Here is an 18,252-nt window from a genome sequence, read left to right on the forward strand (position 1 = left end):
GTAGAAGTCGTTCTCACCGATATAGAACACCTTGTCGTAGCTCACCGGGCGCCCGCGGTCGTCGCTCAGCCCGTCGCGCGGCAGGATCATGATCGCGCCGGACATGCCCGAGACGACGTGCCAGGGGATCATGGGGCCGCCGGGCGCGCAGTGGTACACGAACGTGCCCGGCCGCGTGGCCTTGAACCGCAGCTTGGTCATCTCGCCCGGGTTCACCAGCGTCAGCGCGCCGCCGCCCAGGGCCCCCGTGGCCGAGTGGAAGTCGATGTTGTGGGGCAGGCTGTTCGTCGCCGGGTTGATCAGCGTGAGTTCCACGTAATCGCCCTCGTGCACCACCATGAGCGGTCCGGGCACCGAGCCGTCGAAGGTCATCGCCTGAAGATAGGCCCCCTTGTCGACCTCGATCTCCTTCTCCTCGATGGTCATCTGGAACTCGACGATCTCCGGCCCGTGCCGCGCCACCTGGTCGTGCGCGTGCACGAAGGGTGGCTTGACCAGTTCGACCTTGCGGCGGGGCAGGGTCGAAAGGTCCGCCTCGACCGCATCGGTGATGACCATCGCCTCCCCGGCCTTCGCGGCCGTGGCGGCAAGCGGAGCGGCGGCCAGTCCTGCGGCCCCCATCAGTGCGGCGCGACGTGTAAGCATCGTCTTTCTCCTTTCGAACGCCTGATCACGTTGCACTCACCCTAAGCGCGCACAGGAAACCCCGACTTTGCGAATGCGCAAACTCGGCGGCGATAGGCCAGGATTTCGGTGTCGTGACAGGAGGGTGGGCTTCCCGCGGCCCAAAGCATCGGGCGCGATAGGGGGGACGTCGTCCACGTTCTGCTTCCGCAGTCCGGGGCGCACCTGCGCCCGCGGCGCGTGACACGATACTCAGCACGCCCACCGGCCGTTGTCGGTCCGGGCGCCCCCCGATACGGCGCCTGCTGCAGTGATGCCCGAGCCGCCCGAACGGGAAGTTCGCCCCACGCTTGCTCAGAAGGCACGCCTGAGCGACCTCGTCGAAAGGCTCGGCATCGCGCGTGGCCCTGGTCCAGTGAGAGGTCGGAGGAACATCGTTCGATGGTCCTCCGACGCACTGCGCCTGATTTGCGCGATGCAAAACTGGTCGACGGGACCCGCGCCCGTCACCCCTCCGGGGCTTTGCCGGAAAGCTTGCTGCTCAGTACATCACGTCCGGCAGCCAAAGCACAATGGCGGGCAGAAGCAGCAACAGGACGATCCGCACGAGGTCCGCCCCCAGAAACGGGACGATGCCCCTGAAGATCGTGGATTGCCGCACGTCGCCCGCGGCGCCCTGGATGACGAACAGGTTCATGCCGACCGGCGGCGTGATCAGCCCTATCTCGGCCACCGAAACCACGAGGATCCCGAACCACACCGGGTTCACGTCGAGCGCGGCCACCATCGGGAAGACGAACGGAATGGTCAGCAGCACCATCGACAGCGCGTCCATCACGCAGCCCAGCAGCAGGTAGAAGACCACCACGATCAGCAGGACGGTGAAGGAGGACAGCTGCGCCCCTTCGATCGTGCGGACGAGGAAGCTGGGCAGGCCCGACGTCTCGATGAAATAGTTGAAGAGCCCCGCGCCGACGAGGATCAGAAAGATCATTCCCGTCGTCTCCATCGTCTGCCAGCAACTGTCGAGGAATGTCTCCTTCGTCAGTCCGCCCGAGGCCAGCGCCATGAAGAACGCTCCAAGCGCGCCGACGGCCGCGGCCTCGGTCGGAGAGAACCAGCCGAGGTACATCCCTCCGATCACCAGCGCGAACAGGCCCAGCACGCCCCAGACCCGGCCCAGCACGCTCATCCGCTCGGGCCAGGTGTGCCGCTCGCTCGGCGGGCCCAGCCCGGGGCGGCGGCGCACTTGCACCCAGATCGCGCCCATGTAAAGGAGCGTTGCCAGCAGGCCCGGTATCAGCGCGGCGATGAAAAGCTGGCCGATCGAGGTCTCGGTCAGCAGGCCGTAGAGCACCAGGATCACCGAGGGCGGGATCAGCACGCCCAGCGTTCCGCCTGCCGCGATCGATGCGGTGGCAAGGCGGTCGTCGTAGCCGTGCCGCCGCATCTCGGGCAGGGCGACCTTGCACATGGTGGCCGAGGTGGCCAGCGACGATCCGCAGATCGCGCCGAACAGCGCGCAGGCGCCGATGGTCGCCATCGCCAGTCCGCCTTTTGCGTGGCCGGTGAAGGCGTTGACCGCATCGTAGAGGCTGCGCGACAGGCCCGCCTGGGCGGCGAAGATGCCCATCAGGATGAACAGCGGCACGACGGACAGGCTGTAGGGGAACACCGCCTCAAACGGCGCGGCGCCCAGCACGAAGGCGGTGCCGGTCCAGCCGTTCAGCCAGGCGAAGCCGGCCACTCCGGTCACGCCCATCGACACGGCGACCGGGACCCGCAGCAGGATCAGGGCGAGCGTCATCACGAAGCCCAGAAGGCCGATTACGGGGTCAGTCATCCGCGGTGCAGTCCGGTCGAGGGAAAGAGGAAGGAAACGACGGCGGCCCAGAGCGCGAAAAGGCACGCCAGGATCGACAGGCCCGATCCGGCGAGCAGCGGTGCCCAGTACCAGATCATCGGGATGCGGAGGTTCTGGCTCACGTCGCCGAACATCATCTGCATCTGCGCGGCGCCCCAGCCATACCACAGGATCAGCGCCATCAGCCCCAGCGCGGCCAGCGCCGTCAGGACCGCCAGGAACGCCTGCACCCGGTCGGGGAACGCCTGTGTGACAAGGTCAACGCTCACGTGACCGTCACGGAAGAAGGCGAAGGGGATCGCGGTGAAGGCGGTGGCGAGGATCAGAAGCTGCACAAGGTCCACAGCCCCGGGAATCGCGCCACCGACGAACCGCAGGCCGACGTCGATCACCGTGACTAGCCCGGCGCCGAACAGGCACGCCATTCCGAACAGTGCCGTCACGCGGAAAATCGCCCCGGCAATCGTGCCGAGGCGACCCTTGGGCATGCGGGGCGAGGGGATCACCGCCGCCCGCTTGTCCGTCTTATTCTGCCGAGAGTTCTGCGACATGGTCCTGAGCGGCCTGGTAGATTTCGCGCGCGTTGTCCACGCCCTCGGCTTCGAGCGAGTCGAGGTAGGCGTCGATCATCGGCTGCAGCGCCTCGCGCCAACGCTCGCGCTCTTCGTCGGACAGCTCCGTGATCTTGCTGCCCTTCTCCTGTGCGGCGGCGAGGCCTGGCGCGTCCCAGTCGTCCCACCAGTCACCGAAGCGCGCCACCAGCGCGTCGCCCGACAGCGAGTCGACACAGGCCTGCACGTCCTCGGGCAGCCCGTCATACGTGTTCTGGTTCATCACGAAGAAGAACGACACGGTGTAGACGCCGGCGTCCAGGTGATAGTTCAGCACCTCGCTCAGCTTGAACGAGTTGACCGGATCCCACGGGAAGACCGTGCCGTCGATCACGCCCTTCTGCAGGTTCTCGTAGACCTGGCCGGGCGGCAGGCCCACAGGTTCGGCGCCCAGTTCCTCGAGCATGGCCGACACGGCCGGGCTGGGCGTGCGAATGCGCAGGCCCTCCATGTCCTCCATCGTGGTCACGGGGGTGTCGGCGGTGTGGATCAGGCCGCCGTTATGGGCGTGCAGCGCCAGCACCTTGAGGCCGTTGTATTCTTCCTGGAGGTGCTCGGGGAACAGTTCCCACAGGGTACGGCTGGCGACGCCGGCGTCCTCGGTCAGGAAGGGGATGTCGATGACCGACGTGCGCGGGAAACGGCCGCGGGGGATGCCGTGCAGGCCGTGGGCGATGTCCACGACGCCCGCGAGCACCTGTTCCTGCTGGCGCGCCACGTTGCCCAGCTGCGTGCCGCCGGGGAAGATCTCGACCGACACCTGGCCGTCCGAGCACTCCTCGAGGTCGGCCGCCCAGGGCTCGATGAAGTCCGTGTGGATGCCGTGCACCGGCGGCAGGAAGTGGCTGAGCCGCAGGGTGATGTCCTGCGCCTGCGCCGGAAGCCCGGCGAGCGCCGTGCTGGCGGCAAGCGCCAGACCGGCGAACGTACGTCTCTTGGTCATTGTGTTCCTCCCTTTCGTGTTCGGATGATTAGCCTGCCGCGGCTCACAGCGCGAGCCGCAGTTTGCCCTTCCCGCGGGAACAGCAGGCCATCAGGCGCTTGCTCTCGCGGTGTTCGGCGGCGCTGAGCACCTTGTCGCGGTGATCGACGTCGCCGTCGAGCACGCCCACCTCGCAGGTCCCGCAGAGCCCTTCTTCGCAGTCGCTCGCCACGTCGATGCCGGCGGCCCGCAGGGCGTCGAGCAGCGTCTGGTCGGCGGCGACGGTGACGGTGAAACCGCTGTCGGCGAGTTCCGCCTCGAACGGCTGCTCGTGCTCGGGATCGAGAAGGCTCGCGCCGGCGGTGAAGTGCTCGACGTGCAGCGCACCCTCCGGCCAGTCGGCGCAAACCGCGCCGATGGCGTCGAGCAGGCGATCGGGTCCGCAGGCATAGACCTGCCGTCCGACCTCGTACCCGCCGGCGAGCCCGGTGAGGTCCATTCGCCGTCCTTCGTCGCCGGAATAGACGTTCAGCCGCTCCCCGTGATCCGCCATCAGCCGGTCGAGGAACGCCATCTTCGCCCGCGTCCGCCCGGCGTAATGCAACTCGTAATCTTTGCCGAGGTGCTTGAGCCGGTCGGCCATGGCGAGGATCGGCGTGATGCCGATGCCGCCGGCGATCAGGACGTAGCGCTCGGCGTGCTCGTCCAGCGGAAAGTGGTTCTTCGGCCCCCGGAAGCTGAGCTCGGTGCCCGGCTGCAGGTTGTCGTGCAGCCAGACCGAACCGCCCCGGCTCTCGGGTTCGCGCAGGACGGCGATCTGGAGGCGGTCGGTCCGGGCGGGGTCGCCGCAGAGCGAATACTTCCGCTCATAGTCCCCGAACAACAGGTCCACGTGGCCGCCCGCGCTCCAGCGCGGCAGGTCGCGGCCTTTCGGATCGGCGAGCGAGAGGCGCACAACGCCCTCGGCGATCTCTTCGCGTTCGGCCACGACGACGGGGCGCGACAGGGCGCTGGCGTTGGGCGCGCCGACCTCGAAACGCAGCCGCGGCTCGCGGGCCTGCGGATCCGTGCGCTCGGGGTTCTTCGCCGGATCCCAGCGGACCAGCAGATGCTCGGGGCCCCGGAACGAGGTGTTGGGGACGAAGGTGAACTCCTGCTCCACCAGCTCCATGTGCGGGAGGCGGCGGGTGAATTCCTCGAGGAAGATCCGCATCTCGAGCCGGGCGAGGTTCTTGCCCATGCACTGGTGCGAGCCGTAGCCGAAGGTGAGGTGATCGGTCGTGTTGTCGCGGAAGATATCGAGCTCGTCGGGGTTCTCGAACTGGCGCGGATCGTGGTTGGCCGAGGCGGTGACCATCAGGATCTTCGCGCCCTCGGGCAGGTCCACGCCGCCCACGGTCACGGGCTTCGTCGCGATCCGCCGCCACGCCACGACCGAGCCGGAGTGGCGCAGGCATTCCTCGACCGTGTTGGGGATCAGCGAGGGCGCGGCGCAGACCTCGTCCCACAGCTCGCGGTTTTCCAGCAGGCGCCGGAACATGTTGGCCGACGCGTGAGCGGTCGTTTCGTGCGCGGCGACGATGATCGCCATCATCATCGAGTGCAGGTAGCTGTCGGTGACGACCTCGGGCAGTTCCTTCTGCTTGCGGATGGCATAGGGCATCCAGCCGGGCATGTCCGGGTTCGCGCGCATCTTCTCGAGCACTTGGCCGGAATACTGCCAGAACTTGCCCACCGCGTGCGCGACGCCGACCTGCTCTTCCTTCGTAGGGCGGCCCCAGGTGTTGACGGTGTGCGCGACCGAAAACTCGCGCAGCTTGGCCATGTCGTCCTCGGGCACGCCCAGGAAGTGCAGCGCGACGGTGAGCGGGATTTCCCACAGCATCTCGTCGACCAGGTCGGCCTCTCCCCGGTCGACGATGCGGTCGAGCGCTTCGCGGGTGAGGCGGCGCACCATCTCCTCGTGGCCTTCCAGGCGGGCGGGTTCGAAGTGGGACATCAGCGCGCGACGGCGCTCCGTGTGCTGCGGCTCGTCCTCGTTCACGAGGGTGCGGTTCATCGCGTAGCCATAGCCGTTCAGCGCGTCGATCGCCTCCTGCGAGACCGGGGTGATCTTCTCGAGCGCGATGGCGGGCGAGAACGCGATGTTGTCGCGGAAGATCGCCTTGATGTCGTCGTAGCGGCTCACGACCCAGTAGCCGAGCGAGGAGGCGTAGAAGACGGGCTCCTGCTCGCGCGACCAGCGCAGCGCCTCGGCCGGGTCGAACTGGTACTCGGCCCCGAACGGATCGAACGCCTGCGCCTTCTCGGAAAACGGACAGCCGGTGGCGCGCTGCGCCTCCTGAACGTCGGTCATGCTCCTCCTCCGCAGCATGTTTGCAATTATCGCACAACATGTGCACTATCCGGAGACTAGGCGGCGTTCTGGCCGCTGTCAACGAGGTGAGGGGCGATGAGCTCGTTGCAGACGCTGTCGCGTGGACTGAGGGTGCTGGAGCTGGTGGCCCAGCACGAAGAAGGGCTGACCATTGCCCAGATAGCCTCGGCACTGGGCGTGCACCGCGCCATCGCCTATCGGCTGGTCGCGACGCTTGAGCAGCACATGCTGATCGTCCGGCAGCACGACGGGCGCATCACGCTCGGCGGAGGGCTGGTCGCGCTCGCCGCACGGGTCGAGGGGCAATTGCGCAGCCTGTCACGCCCCGTCCTCAAGCGGCTGGCCGACGAAACCGGCGCAACCGCCTTCCTTTGCGTCGGCCACGGCGACGAATGCGTCGCACTTCAAGTGGTCGAGCCCGACAGCGCGCTGTTGAGCGTGTCTTACCGCGTCGGATCGCGCCACCCGGTGACACGTGGCGCTGCGGGACTGGCCATCGCCTCGCTCAGGCCCGAGGCGCCGGACGATCCCCCCGCTGTGCGGCAGGCGCGCGAAGACGGCTACAGCGTCACCCGCGGCGAACTTCAGCCGGGTGCCGTAGGCGTGGCCGCGCCCGTGCGTTTTGCCGACCGCGCATTGGCACATGCCGAAGCCTGCGTCGGAGTCGTGGCGCTGCAGGATCTCGACGTCGAGCGTGTACGCACGGCGGCGCTAGACGCCGCGCGCGCGCTGGCGCTCAATAACAGCTGATCTTCCGTCAGCGCAGACGCCGCGCCTCGGCAGGAAACGCTGGCTCCATAGGGGAGGACCAGCGTCCAAGGATGACGCTCGGCTCTGAGCGGTTCAGTCGACCAGCTTGCTCATTCGCAAAGACCGCAGTCCGGCGTGGCGGCCGGAATGGAAGAACCGCGGAGAGATACAACCAACGAAACGAAAAAGGCGCACGGTTTCCCGTGCGCCTCCTTTGACTTGTACGGCGTTCGCCTCAGTCCTTGCGAAGGTTGATCGCCGGGTTCAGCGAGAAGAAGTTGTTGGGTATGATGTGCACCGTCTTCCAGTCGGTGGACATCACCGGCCAGTCCTCGAGCCGCGGGATGTGGTGGAAGCCGGCGGTGAACCAGGTGACGATGTCCTCACCCGCCAGCGGCTTGTCCGCCTTCACCCACTCGGCCAGCGTGTCGGACCCGTCACTCTGCATGGCGAACTTTCCGCCGGCATAGCGCTGCTCGGGGTCGTAGACCGTGTTCCAGACCGAGTACTCGATATAGGCGTTGCGCTTCATCGGCGGATCGTTCTCGAAGTCGAACGGACCGTAGGCGATGTTGCCGTGGTGGATCAGGTAGGACGGGTTGTGGCCCAGCGGCCCCTCGCGGTCACGGTTGTAGAGGGTGAAGTAGCGCGGTTCCATCGCGCTGATCCGGTAGCGCGCGTCGAGCTCGGAGTCGGGCACGTTCTCCTCGACCGTCCACATTGACGTGCGCGGGCTGTCGGCCGGCACCTCGGCAGGCACGATGTCGAGCGTGGCGAACTCGTTCACGGGCTGGTCCACGTCGAAGTCGAGCCGGAAGTTGAAGTAGTGGTCGTGGTTCGACGCCACGAGGTTCGGCGCGATCAGCGTGCCCCACTTCGTGTCTTCCTCGGCCGTATCGTCGTCGAGATGCGTGGTCGCCACGCCCTTGACCGCGTCAAGACCCGTCGCCCCGATCATGATCTTCATCTCGCCGTTCTGCTTGAAGCGATAGTCGATCAGGTAATCGTAGTTCCCGACCTCGGACGCCGTGCGATAGACCAACTCGGTCGCCGGGCGGCCCTCGGCGGGCACGAAGTTCTCGGGCGTCTGCGCGAAGACCTCGAAGTGCCGCCAGGCCGGGTCGCCGATGTTGCGCTCGAAGATGCAGATCGCGTCCGGGATCTCGAGCGGGTTGCCGGCGTCGTCGGCTATGACGGCAGGCATGTAGGTCGCGTAGGCGGGGCAATCGACGCCCGGGGTCAGCGGCGTCAGGAACAGGCCGAAGCCGTATTCGCCGCTGTCCATGTAGGTGCGCCAGTACATGCCGGCGGTGGGGTCCATGTAGGGGACGAAGACCTCGGACAGGTGCGCCTGGTAGAGGACCGAGCGCCACTCGTCGCTGTCCTGCACCTGGATCTGGGACAGCACCGGTCCGGGCCGCTTGTCGATGCGGTGACGGAAGCGCCAGATGTCCCACTCGATCTGGCTGCCGTCGATGGTGTAGTTCGGCTCGCCTTCCTGGTCGACCTTGGCGGGGTTGGTGACCGGCCGCAGCGCCATGCGCTCGGCGATCTCCTCCTCGGTATAGCCCCACGGATCTTCGGGGATCGGCACGTTGCCCTCATCGACGATCCGCAGCGCCTCGCCCGAGTTCAGATCGACGACCGCAAACAGCCCCTCGACCGGCTTGGCGTAAAAGTTCGAGCCGGTCGGGTTCACGTAGCACGGCACCTTCATCAGGCGGTTGCCGTCTTCCTCGCCCGAGAAGAAGTTGCCGGCCGTCAGCGGCAGGCAGAACACGTCGTCGGGCGTCAGGCCGCGGCTTTCGAGGCCCGAGACCATGTCGGGATGCGACAGCGCCGCTTCCATGGCCGAGATGAACTCCTGGAACAGGATCATCGGCTGGCCGCTGACCGGTTCGGTGCCTTCGACCTCGCCGTCGGTGAGGTTGACCGTCGCCTCGATGAAGCCGTCGCCGTCGGGGGCGGTCATGTGCACCATCGCGCGGCGGTCGACCTCCTCTCCCTGCTCCCAGGCCAGCACCTCGGACTTCGGCGGCTCGATCAGTTCGATCAGCGGGTAGAGCGTGTCGTCCGACGCGATGTCGGCGCCGCGCAGGATCTCGTTGATCTGCCCGTACTCGTCGGGCGTCAGCCCGTCGAGCGGGTGGGCGAGGGCACCGGTGGCGCCGAGCACGAATGCTGCGCTCCCGGTCAGTAGGGTCTTCACGTTCATCTTTCTCTCCCTGTTATCGGTCTCAGGCGAACAGCACCTGGATATCGGTGTATTCGGCCAGGCCTTCTTCTCCGAACTCTACTCCGATGCCCGAGGACTTCACCCCGCCGAAGGGCGCGTTGGGCTGGATCATGCCGTGCTTGTTGATCCAGACCGAGCCGCATTCCATCCGCTTCGCCACGGCGCGGGCCGCGTCGATGTCGCTCGACCAGACCGAACCGCCCAGCCCGTTGGCGCTGTCGTTCGCCTGCGCGATGGCATCCTCGACGTCACTGTATTTGATGATCGGCAGCGCCGGGCCGAACTGTTCCTCGTCCACCAGCGCGTCGCCGTTCTTCAGGCCGGCGATGATCGTCGGCGGGAAGAAGAGGCCGTCGCCGGGTTTCCCGCCAAGCAGCACGTCACCCCGCTCGCAGGCGTCCGCGACGAGGCGCGACAGCTTGTCGAACTGCATCCGGTTCTGCACCGGACCCAGCACGGAATTCTCGTCGAGCCCGTCGCCCATCGGCACGTTGCGCGCATAGTCCACGAGAGCCTCGCAGACCTCGTCATGGATGCTTTCATGGACATAGAGCCGCTTCATGGCGGCGCAGGTCTGGCCGTTGTTGATGAACCCGCCCCAGAACAGCCCCTCGGCGATCTGTTTCGGGTCGGCGTCGGGAAGCACGATCCCGGCGTCGTTGCCGCCAAGCTCCAGCGTCAGGCGCTTCATCGTCTCGGCCGCAGAGCGCATGACCTTCTGGCCGGTCGCGCAGGAGCCGGTGAAGACGATCTTGCGGATGTCGGAATGCGCGGACATGAGCGCACCGAGGTTCTGCTCGGCGTCATCGCCGGTCACCACGTTGACCACGCCCGCGGGGAGCACCTCGTTCATGATCTGCACGAGCCGCAGGGTGGACAGCGGCGTCAGGGGCGAGGGCTTGATGACGACCGTGTTGCCGGTGCGCAGAGCGGGCATGATGTGCCAGATCGCGATCAGGACGGGGAAGTTCCAGGGCGTGATCGACCCGACCACGCCCAGCGGCTTGCGGTGCAGCTCGACCCGGCCTTCGTTGTTGTCCTGAAGCACCTTCATCGGCAGCGACAGCCCTGCGGTGTATCCGGCCCACGCGCCCGCGCCGCCGACTTCCCAGCGCGAGCCGAGCCCGTTCAGCGGCTTGCCCTGCTCGGCCGTGATGATCTGCGCGAGCTCCTCGGCATGTTCGCCGATCTTCGCGGTCACCTCTTCGCAGGCGGCCTGCAACTCCTCGTCCGACTTCTGCGACCACGTCTCGAACGCGCGCTTGGCCGCGGCCACCGCGGCGTCGAGTTCAGCCGCCCCGGCGTTCGGAGCCGCGCCGGCCGGTTGCAGCGTCGACGGATTGATGACTTCGAAGGTGGACCCGGTAGAGACGGCGTTTCCGTCGATGGTCAGGTCGTAGGTGTACAACTCTTGCTCCTCCCAAAGCTTCGGCCCGCGGTCCCGCAGGCCATGTGGAGGAGCAAAGTACTGGGTTCCGCACGCGGGTCTTGGACCACAGCGCCAGATGCTGTGGCTCAGGGCGACAACGTCTTGCGCGCGGCACCGGGAGACGTTCCGAAGCGCTTGCGAAAGGCGCGATAGAAGTACGACAGGTCGTTGAAGCCGGTCTCGTAGGCGATGGCCGAGACGCTCTGTCCGGGCGTGGCCGGCGCCGCCAGGCGAGCCCGGGCGCTCTCCAGCCGTACGGCCAGAAGGCGCTCGCTCACAGTCTCTCCGAGCGCCGAGAAATGCCGCTGCAGCGTGCGTGGCGAAACGCCCAGTTCTCCGGCGAGGTCGGCGGTGCCGAAGTCCGGTTCGCTGCACCGCCGCTCGATGACGGCGAGGGCGCGTGACAGAACCGCCTCTTCCTTCTTCTCGGCCATCCCCGCCTGATGTTCGAGACACCGCAGGTAGGCGCCGAGCAGGCTCAGGAGCGCCTCGCCGAGGTGGGGTGCGACGGCGCCGTCTTCGACGAACAGCTTCGCCAGAACGGCGCGCATCGCCAGGAACAACGGGTCGTCCCGGTCAATCTCGAGCCCGCCGGTGCACACGGGTCCGAAGCGGTGCATCAGCTCATCGCGCGGAAGGTGGATCGAAACCTGCCGCGAATTGGCGCCGTCATAGACGAACTCGGACGGGCGGGCCGAGTCGACGAGGTACATGTCCCCCGGCGACAGCACATGCGCCTTTCCCGCCTGATGGATGCGGCACATGCCCTTGTCCTGCACCAGCAGGAACAGGTGATCGCCCGGGTCCGACCGGATCATCCGCTGGTCGCGCGCCACCTTCTGCGCATCAAGCGACACGATGGCGGTCTCGAAGCGCGACACCTGGATGCGCGATGCCGCACCCGCGACCAGGCCGCGACGTTGCGCGGCAGGCTCCACGCAGAACTGCCCGCAGATCGCCTGCACGTCGCGGGCGAAATCCTCGACCGGCTTGGGATGCGCGCGGGTATCGGTGGACCGGATCAGGGTCTGCGGCTCTGGTCGAAGGGCCATGATGCCAAGCGATCTCCCCGATGGATGCAGCGGCTTTCAGAGCCGGATGTGCGGGAGAGCCTACGCAAGGACCTCCAGCCGAACAACCCGGGACGCCATTACCCGACGGCATGGCGACATGGACAGCCCGGCTGCGACTGTCTAAACAAGACGACGATTGACTGTCCGCGAGGAGCAATGGTGGCGTCCATTCCCGCCAGCATCGACGAAACCATCGCCTGTCTCGCAGAGCAGGATTACGTCTGCGGCCGGGGGCTCGGGACCGTCGTCTTCCTGTCGCTCACCCTGGGCAAGCCGCTGTTCCTCGAAGGGGAGGCGGGCACCGGAAAGACCGAGATCGCCAAGGCGCTGGCCGCCGGGCTGGGCCGCAGGCTGATCCGGCTGCAATGCTACGAGGGGCTCGACGCGGCCTCGGCGATCTATGAATGGAACTTCGCGGCCCAGATGGTCGCCATCCGCACCGCCGAGGCGGCCGGGCAGGCGGACCGGGGCGAGCTGCAGGCCGAGCTCTTTTCGGCCGACTACCTGATCCGCCGCCCGCTTCTGGACGCGCTCGAGCCGCACGCCGAGGGGCCGCCCGTCCTGCTGATCGACGAGGTCGACCGCACGGACGAGCCGTTCGAGGCGTTCCTGCTCGAGGTGCTGTCCGATTTTCAGGTCACGATTCCCGAACTGGGCACCGTGACGGCGCAGGAGCCGCCGATCGTCGTGCTCACGTCCAACCGCACGCGCGAGGTGCATGACGCCCTGAAGCGCCGCTGCCTGTACCACTGGGTCGACTACCCGACGTTCGAGCGGGAACTGGCCATCCTGCGCGCCCGGGTGCCAGAGGCCACGCAAAGGCTGTCGGAAGAGATCGTGGCCTTCGTGCAGGCGCTGCGTGGGCAGGACCTGTTCAAGTCGCCGGGCGTGGCCGAGGCGATCGACTGGGCGCGCTGCCTCGTCGCGCTCGACGCGGTGGCGCTGTCGCCCGAGGTGATCACCGATACGCTCGGCGCGGTGCTGAAATACCAGGACGACATCGCGCGCATCGCCGGCGCCGAGACCACGCGCCTGCTGGACGAGGCGAAGGGCGCGCTGGCAGACGTTTCCTGATGGACGGGGCGGAAGACGGACGGCTCGTCGAAAACATCGTCCACTTCGGGCGGGCGCTCAGGAAGGCGGGGCTGCGCGTCGGCACCGCGCAGGTCGAGACGGCCGTGCGTGCGGTCGAGGCCGCCGGCTTTTCCCGTCGCACCGACTTTTACCACACGCTGCGCGCCACGATGGTGACGCGGGCCGAGGACCTCGAGACCTTCCACCAGGTCTTCGCGATGTTCTGGCGCGACCCGGACTTCCTTCAGACGATGATGCACCTGCTGTCGCCGCAACTGCGACAGGACGCGCGGCAGCCGAAGGACGACGCCGCCCGGCGCCGGGCCGAGGACGCTCTGGCCCGTGACCGCCCGCCGCCCGAGGCGCCGCGCAAGCAGGAGGAGCGCGTCGAGGCCGCGCTGGTGAACTGGTCGGGCATGGAGGTCCTGCGCCGCATGGACTTCGAGCAGATGAGCGCCGCCGAACTGGCCGAGGCGGAACGTGCCGTTGCCACGCTGGCCCTTCCGGTCAAGCCCATCCGGACCCGGCGCGGGCAGCGCTCGCGGCGGGGTGCACCGGATGCGCGGGCGACCATGCGCGCCGCGCTTCGCAAGGCGGGCGAGGTCGACCGCATCGCTCGCAGGACGCCCGCCGTGCGCCCGCCCGACCTGGTTGCACTGTGCGATATCTCGGGCTCCATGTCTGTCTACTCGCGCGTCGTGCTGCGCTTCCTCCACGCCCTCTCTCATGCCCGCGAGCGGGGCTGGGGCCGCGTCCACGCCTTCACCTTCGGCACCGCCCTTACGAACGTGACCCGCGCTCTCGACCGCGCCGACCCGGACGCCGCGCTCGCCGCCATAGGGCGGGAGGCGCGCGACTGGGAGGGCGGCACGCGGATCGGGACGGCGCTGGAGCGGTTCAACAAGGACTGGTCGCGGCGCGTTCTCGGACGGGGAGCGGTTGTCCTGCTGATCACGGATGGTTTGGAGCGAGGCGACGCCGCGCTTCTGGCGCAGGAGGCCGAGCGGCTGCACCTGTCGGCGCGAGCGCTTGTCTGGCTGAACCCGCTGCTGCGCTTCGACGGCTTTGCGCCCGAGGCGGGGGGCATCCGCGCGCTCTTGCCCCACGTCGACAGCTTCCACGCCTGCCACTCGCTCGACAGCCTCGCCGACCTGTCGCGCGCGCTGGGGGCCTCGGGCGAACGGGATCGCCTGCTCCGGGCGATGCAGACCCGTTGACGGGACCGTGGCGCGAAGGGTCTTGCCTTACGTCAAGCTGCCGGTAGGCTTCTCGATAGGGATAGCCGGAGGCTCCCGCCGGAGGAGGGCGGGCGTGCCCGGCAAGAGGGAGGACTTCATGACCAACGTCAACCTGACGGTGAACGGCAAGCCGGTGCGGCGGGACGTGCCCGACACCACATTGCTTTCGGATTTCCTGCGCGAGGACCTGCGCCTGACCGGCACCCATGTCGGTTGCGACACCAGCCAGTGCGGCGCCTGCGTCGTCCACGTGAACGGCAAGGCGGTGAAGTCCTGCACAGCGCTCGCCGTCTCGCTCGACGGCGCCGAGGTGACGACGATCGAGGGCGTGGCGCAGGGGCGGGAGCTTCATCCGATGCAGGCGGCCTTCAACGACCACCACGCGCTGCAATGCGGCTTCTGCACCCCCGGCATGATCATGAGCGGCATCGACATGGTGAACCGCTACCGGGCTGCCGGGAAGGACCTCGACGCCGAGACGATCCGGCACGAGCTCGAGGGCAATATCTGCCGCTGCACCGGATACCACAACATCGTCCGCGCCATCGAGGATGCGGCCGCGCGCATCCAGGGGGCCGATGCCCCCGCGCATGCGGCCGAGTGAGGGAGGATCGACCATGACCGAGGGAATCGGCGCCCGCGTGAAGCGGACGGAAGACCGGCGTTTCATCACCGGCAAGGGCAAGTACACCGACGACATCCGGATGGAGAACCAGGCCTACGCCGCCTTCGTCCGCAGCCCGCACGCGCACGCGAAGGTCACCGGGATCGACAGGTCGGCGGCAGAGGCGATGGAGGGCGTCGTCGCCGTGCTCGACGGCCACCAACTGACCGGCGACGGGATCGGCAACATCATCTGCGGCTGGGCCATCACGTCGAAAGACGGCTCTGCGATGAACATGGGCGCCTGGTCGGCTCTGGCGACCGACCGGGTGCGCTACGTGGGCGATGCCGTGGCGGTCGTCATCGCCGACACGGCGGCACAGGCGCGTCTCGCCGCCGAGGCGGTCGAGGTCGAATACGAGGAACTGCCCGCCGTCACCAACGCCGAGAAGGCGCTGGCAGAGGGCGCGCCGCAGCTTCACGACAACGCGCCGGGCAACCTGATCTACGACTGGGAGATCGGCGAGGAAGCCGCGACGGACGAGGCGCTCGCCGGGGCCGCGCACGTCACCGAGCTTCCCATCGTCAACAACCGCGTTTCGCCCAACGCGATGGAGCCGCGCTCGGCCGTGGCGATCTATGACGAGGCGGACGAGCATTACACGCTCTACACCACGTCGCAGAACCCGCACGTCGCGCGGCTGGTCCTTTCGGCGTTCTACAACGTCGCGCCCGAGCACAAGCTGCGCGTCGTGGCGCCCGACGTGGGCGGCGGCTTCGGCTCGAAAATCTATATTTATCCCGAAGAGATCACCTGCCTCTGGGCCTCGATGAAGACCGGGCGGTCGGTCAAGTGGACCTCGACCCGGTCCGAGGCCTTCATGACGGACGCGCACGGGCGCGATCACGTCTCGAAGGCCCGGATCGGCTTTGACACCGAGGGGAAGATCGTCGGACTGAAGGTCGACACGATCGCCAACTTCGGCGCCTACATGTCGCTCTTTTCGTCGGCGGTGCCGACCTATCTCTATGCCACGCTGTTGTCGGGCCAGTACGACATCCAGAACATCCACTGCAACGTGCGCGCCGTCTATACCAACACGGTGCCGGTCGACGCCTATCGCGGTGCCGGGCGGCCCGAGGCCTGCTATCTCGTCGAGCGGCTGATGGAGACGGCCGCGCGCGAGATGGGCGCCGACCCTGCGGAGCTGCGGCGCAAGAACTTCATCACCGAATTCCCGCACCAGACGCCGGTGATCATGAATTACGACTCGGGCGACTTCCACGGCAACCTCGACAAGGCCATGGCCGCCGCGGACGTCGCGGGCTTCGACGAGCGCCGGAAAGAGGCCGCCGCACGGGGCAAGCTGCGGGGCCTCGGCTATTCCTGCTATATCGAGGCCTGCGGCATCGCGCCCTCGGCCGCCGTCGGCTCCCTCGGGGCAGGGGTCGGCCTGTGGGAAAGCGCGGAGGTCCGCGTGAACCCGGTCGGCACGATCGAGGTCCTGACGGGCTCGCATAGCCACGGCCAGGGGCACGAGACCACCTTTGCGCAGGTCGTCGCCGACCGCTTCGGCGTGCCGCTGAACAGCGTGTCGATCGTCCACGGCGACACCGACAAGGTGCAGTTCGGCATGGGCACCTACGGGTCCCGTTCCGGGGCGGTCGGGCTCTCGGCCATCAGCCGCGCGATGGACAAGGTCGAAGCCAAGGTGAAGAAGATCGCCGCTCACACGCTGGAGGCCGCCGAGGACGACATCGTCATCGAGGGCGGCGAGGTGAAGGTCGCCGGCACCGACCGGAAGATGGCGTGGCACGAGGTGGGGCTCGCGGCCTATACCGGCCACAACCTGCCGCCGGACATGGAGCCGGGCCTGAAGGAGGGGGCGTTCTACGATCCCGTCAACTTCACCTTCCCCGCAGGCGCCTATATCTGCGAGGTCGAGGTCGATCCGGACACCGGAGTGACCGAGATCGTGCAGTTCACCGCCGCGGACGACTTCGGCACCATCATCAACCCGATGATCGTCGAGGGCCAGGTCCACGGCGGCGTGGCGCAGGGGATCGGGCAGGCGCTTCTGGAAAACGTCGTCTACGACGACGCCGGGCAACTCCTGACCGGCTCGTACATGGACTACGCCATGCCGCGGGCCTGGGACACGCCGTTCTACACGCTCGAACACAACACGACCGTCTGTCCCAACAACCCGCTGGGGCTGAAGGGCTGCGGCGAGGCGGGGGCCATCGGTGCGCCGCCGGCGGTCATCAACGCGATCACCGACGCCATCGGCGACAACGACCTGCAGATGCCGGCGACGCCGCAGAAGGTCTGGCGCATGATACAGGCAACGCAAACGCCGATCGCGGCCGAGTGAGAGGGTAAGAGAGCATGTATCCGACCAAGTACCACAAGCCGGCAAGCCTGGAGGACGCCGTGGCGGGGCTCAGGTCCGCCGAGGACGGCGCGCTGCTCGCCGGCGGCCAGACGCTGCTTCCGACGATGAAGCAGCACCTCGCCGCTCCGACCGACCTGATCGACATCCGCGGCATCGACGGGATGTCGGGCATCCGCGTCGAAGGGGACGTGTTGGTGATCGGCGCAGCCACCACGCATGCCGAAGTCGCAGGATCGTCCGACGTGCAGGCGGCCATCCCCGCGCTCGCGCAGCTCGCCTCCGGCATCGGTGACGCGGCGGTGCGGCACATGGGGACCATCGGCGGCTCGGTCGCCAACAACGATCCTGTGGCCGATTATCCATCCGCCGTGCTCGCGCTGGGCGCGACAATCGTCACCGACCGGCGCGAGATTGCGGCCGAGGATTATTTCCAGGGCATGTTCATGACGGCCCTGGAAGAGGCCGAGATCATCCGCGAACTCCGCTTCCCCAAACCCCGGCGCGCAGCCTATGCCAAGTTCCCGAACCCGGCGTCGCGCTATGCGCTCGTGGGCGTTTTCGTGGCCGACACCGCCGCCGGGGCCTGCGTCGCGGTGACGGGCGCGAGCGAAAGCGGCGTGTTCCGCCACGAGGGGCTGGAGGCTGCACTGTCAGGAGACTTCTCGGCCGATGCCGTCGACGGCGTCGAGATCTCGTCCGAGGGCTTCATGTCGGACATTCACGCGGACGCTGACTATCGGGCGAACCTCGTCCGCGTGATGGCGAGGCGGGCTGTGGCGGCATTGGGCTGACCTTTCGCCCCCTGTCGTCCACCGCAGGTACCGGTTCGACGCAGGCACCGCGGTGCCTGAAGCGTCGAGCTGGCCAATACTGTGCGGCTGGCGGAAGACGGCTGATGTACTTCAAGGCGTCAATCCCGTCGTACCTCGTCGACGTGTTTGACTGTCGGCTCATCCGTGTGCCTGGTCTTCGGGTGCTTCCTTGACGGCAGCGCTTCTGCCGCTCTTCCCCTTGCGCGCAAGCTGAGCCAACATGCCGCGAACGGCGGGCTCGGC

At 67.6% G+C, this 18,252-nt stretch carries 14 protein-coding genes; 6 read left to right on the forward strand and 8 right to left on the reverse strand.

The features are described 5' to 3' along the window. From nirK to BM162_RS06645, 5 genes are all read right to left on the reverse strand, one after another. The coding region (gene nirK, locus BM162_RS06625) for a copper-containing nitrite reductase (RefSeq protein ID WP_093419515.1) at window positions 1-645 on the reverse strand (645 nt) is incomplete at its 3' end. Window positions 646-1,165: 520 nt separating this feature from the next. Then, window positions 1,166-2,467: a TRAP transporter large permease gene (locus BM162_RS06630; RefSeq protein WP_093419518.1), complete on the reverse strand. Its 1,302-nt coding sequence runs from the start codon at window positions 2,465-2,467 to the stop codon at window positions 1,166-1,168. Beyond that, on the reverse strand, window positions 2,464-2,976 hold the full coding sequence (locus tag BM162_RS06635; RefSeq protein WP_218153072.1) for a TRAP transporter small permease: 513 nt from the start codon (window positions 2,974-2,976) through the stop codon (window positions 2,464-2,466). The genes BM162_RS06630 and BM162_RS06635 overlap by 4 nt, the downstream gene beginning before the upstream one ends. A 37-nt stretch (window positions 2,977-3,013) precedes the next feature. Beyond that, the gene (locus tag BM162_RS06640) at window positions 3,014-4,042 is read right to left on the reverse strand and encodes a TRAP transporter substrate-binding protein (RefSeq protein ID WP_093419520.1); all 1,029 of its coding nucleotides are present in this window, start codon (window positions 4,040-4,042) and stop codon (window positions 3,014-3,016) included. Between the two features lie 43 nt (window positions 4,043-4,085). Then, on the reverse strand, window positions 4,086-6,377 hold the full coding sequence (locus BM162_RS06645) for a cytochrome P450/oxidoreductase (protein ID WP_093419523.1): 2,292 nt from the start codon (window positions 6,375-6,377) through the stop codon (window positions 4,086-4,088). Window positions 6,378-6,473: 96 nt separating this feature from the next. On the opposite strand from BM162_RS06645, the gene BM162_RS06650 reads away from it, so the two are divergent. Then, on the forward strand, window positions 6,474-7,148 hold the full coding sequence (locus BM162_RS06650) for an IclR family transcriptional regulator (RefSeq protein ID WP_093419526.1): 675 nt from the start codon (window positions 6,474-6,476) through the stop codon (window positions 7,146-7,148). A gap of 235 nt (window positions 7,149-7,383) precedes the next feature. Here the strand turns inward: BM162_RS06650 and BM162_RS06655 are convergent, their stop codons facing one another. The 3 genes from BM162_RS06655 to BM162_RS06665 all read right to left on the reverse strand — a co-directional run bounded on the left by BM162_RS06655 (window position 7,384) and on the right by BM162_RS06665 (window position 11,865). Beyond that, window positions 7,384-9,363 carry a copper amine oxidase gene (locus BM162_RS06655; RefSeq protein WP_093419528.1) on the reverse strand — a complete coding sequence of 660 codons (1,980 nt, stop codon included), beginning with the start codon at window positions 9,361-9,363 and terminating at the stop codon, window positions 7,384-7,386. A 22-nt stretch (window positions 9,364-9,385) separates the two neighbouring features. Beyond that, on the reverse strand, window positions 9,386-10,792 hold the full coding sequence (locus tag BM162_RS06660) for an aldehyde dehydrogenase family protein (RefSeq protein WP_093419531.1): 1,407 nt from the start codon (window positions 10,790-10,792) through the stop codon (window positions 9,386-9,388). Between the two features lie 107 nt (window positions 10,793-10,899). Next, complete coding sequence (locus BM162_RS06665) at window positions 10,900-11,865, reverse strand: helix-turn-helix domain-containing protein (protein ID WP_093419533.1); 966 nt, start codon at window positions 11,863-11,865, stop codon at window positions 10,900-10,902. A 177-nt stretch (window positions 11,866-12,042) separates the two neighbouring features. On the opposite strand from BM162_RS06665, the gene BM162_RS06670 reads away from it, so the two are divergent. The 5 genes from BM162_RS06670 (at window position 12,043) to BM162_RS06690 (ending at window position 17,988) form a co-directional block, all read left to right on the forward strand. Then, window positions 12,043-12,960: an AAA family ATPase gene (locus BM162_RS06670; protein WP_093419536.1), complete on the forward strand. Its 918-nt coding sequence runs from the start codon at window positions 12,043-12,045 to the stop codon at window positions 12,958-12,960. After that, the gene (locus BM162_RS06675) at window positions 12,960-14,177 is read left to right on the forward strand and encodes a vWA domain-containing protein (protein WP_093419538.1); all 1,218 of its coding nucleotides are present in this window, start codon (window positions 12,960-12,962) and stop codon (window positions 14,175-14,177) included. The genes BM162_RS06670 and BM162_RS06675 overlap by 1 nt, the downstream gene beginning before the upstream one ends. 118 nt (window positions 14,178-14,295) lie before the next feature. Then, window positions 14,296-14,802 (forward strand): (2Fe-2S)-binding protein, encoded by a 507-nt coding sequence (locus tag BM162_RS06680; RefSeq protein ID WP_093420021.1) that lies wholly within the window; start codon window positions 14,296-14,298, stop codon window positions 14,800-14,802. A gap of 13 nt (window positions 14,803-14,815) precedes the next feature. Next, entirely contained in the window at window positions 14,816-17,176 is a 2,361-nt protein-coding gene (locus tag BM162_RS06685) for a xanthine dehydrogenase family protein molybdopterin-binding subunit (protein ID WP_093419541.1), read from the forward strand. 14 nt (window positions 17,177-17,190) lie between these two features. Beyond that, window positions 17,191-17,988 carry an FAD binding domain-containing protein gene (locus tag BM162_RS06690; protein ID WP_093419544.1) on the forward strand — a complete coding sequence of 266 codons (798 nt, stop codon included), beginning with the start codon at window positions 17,191-17,193 and terminating at the stop codon, window positions 17,986-17,988. Window positions 17,989-18,252: the final 264 nt, after the last annotated feature.

This window comes from Tranquillimonas alkanivorans (assembly GCF_900115595.1).
Classification (GTDB): domain Bacteria; phylum Pseudomonadota; class Alphaproteobacteria; order Rhodobacterales; family Rhodobacteraceae; genus Tranquillimonas; species Tranquillimonas alkanivorans.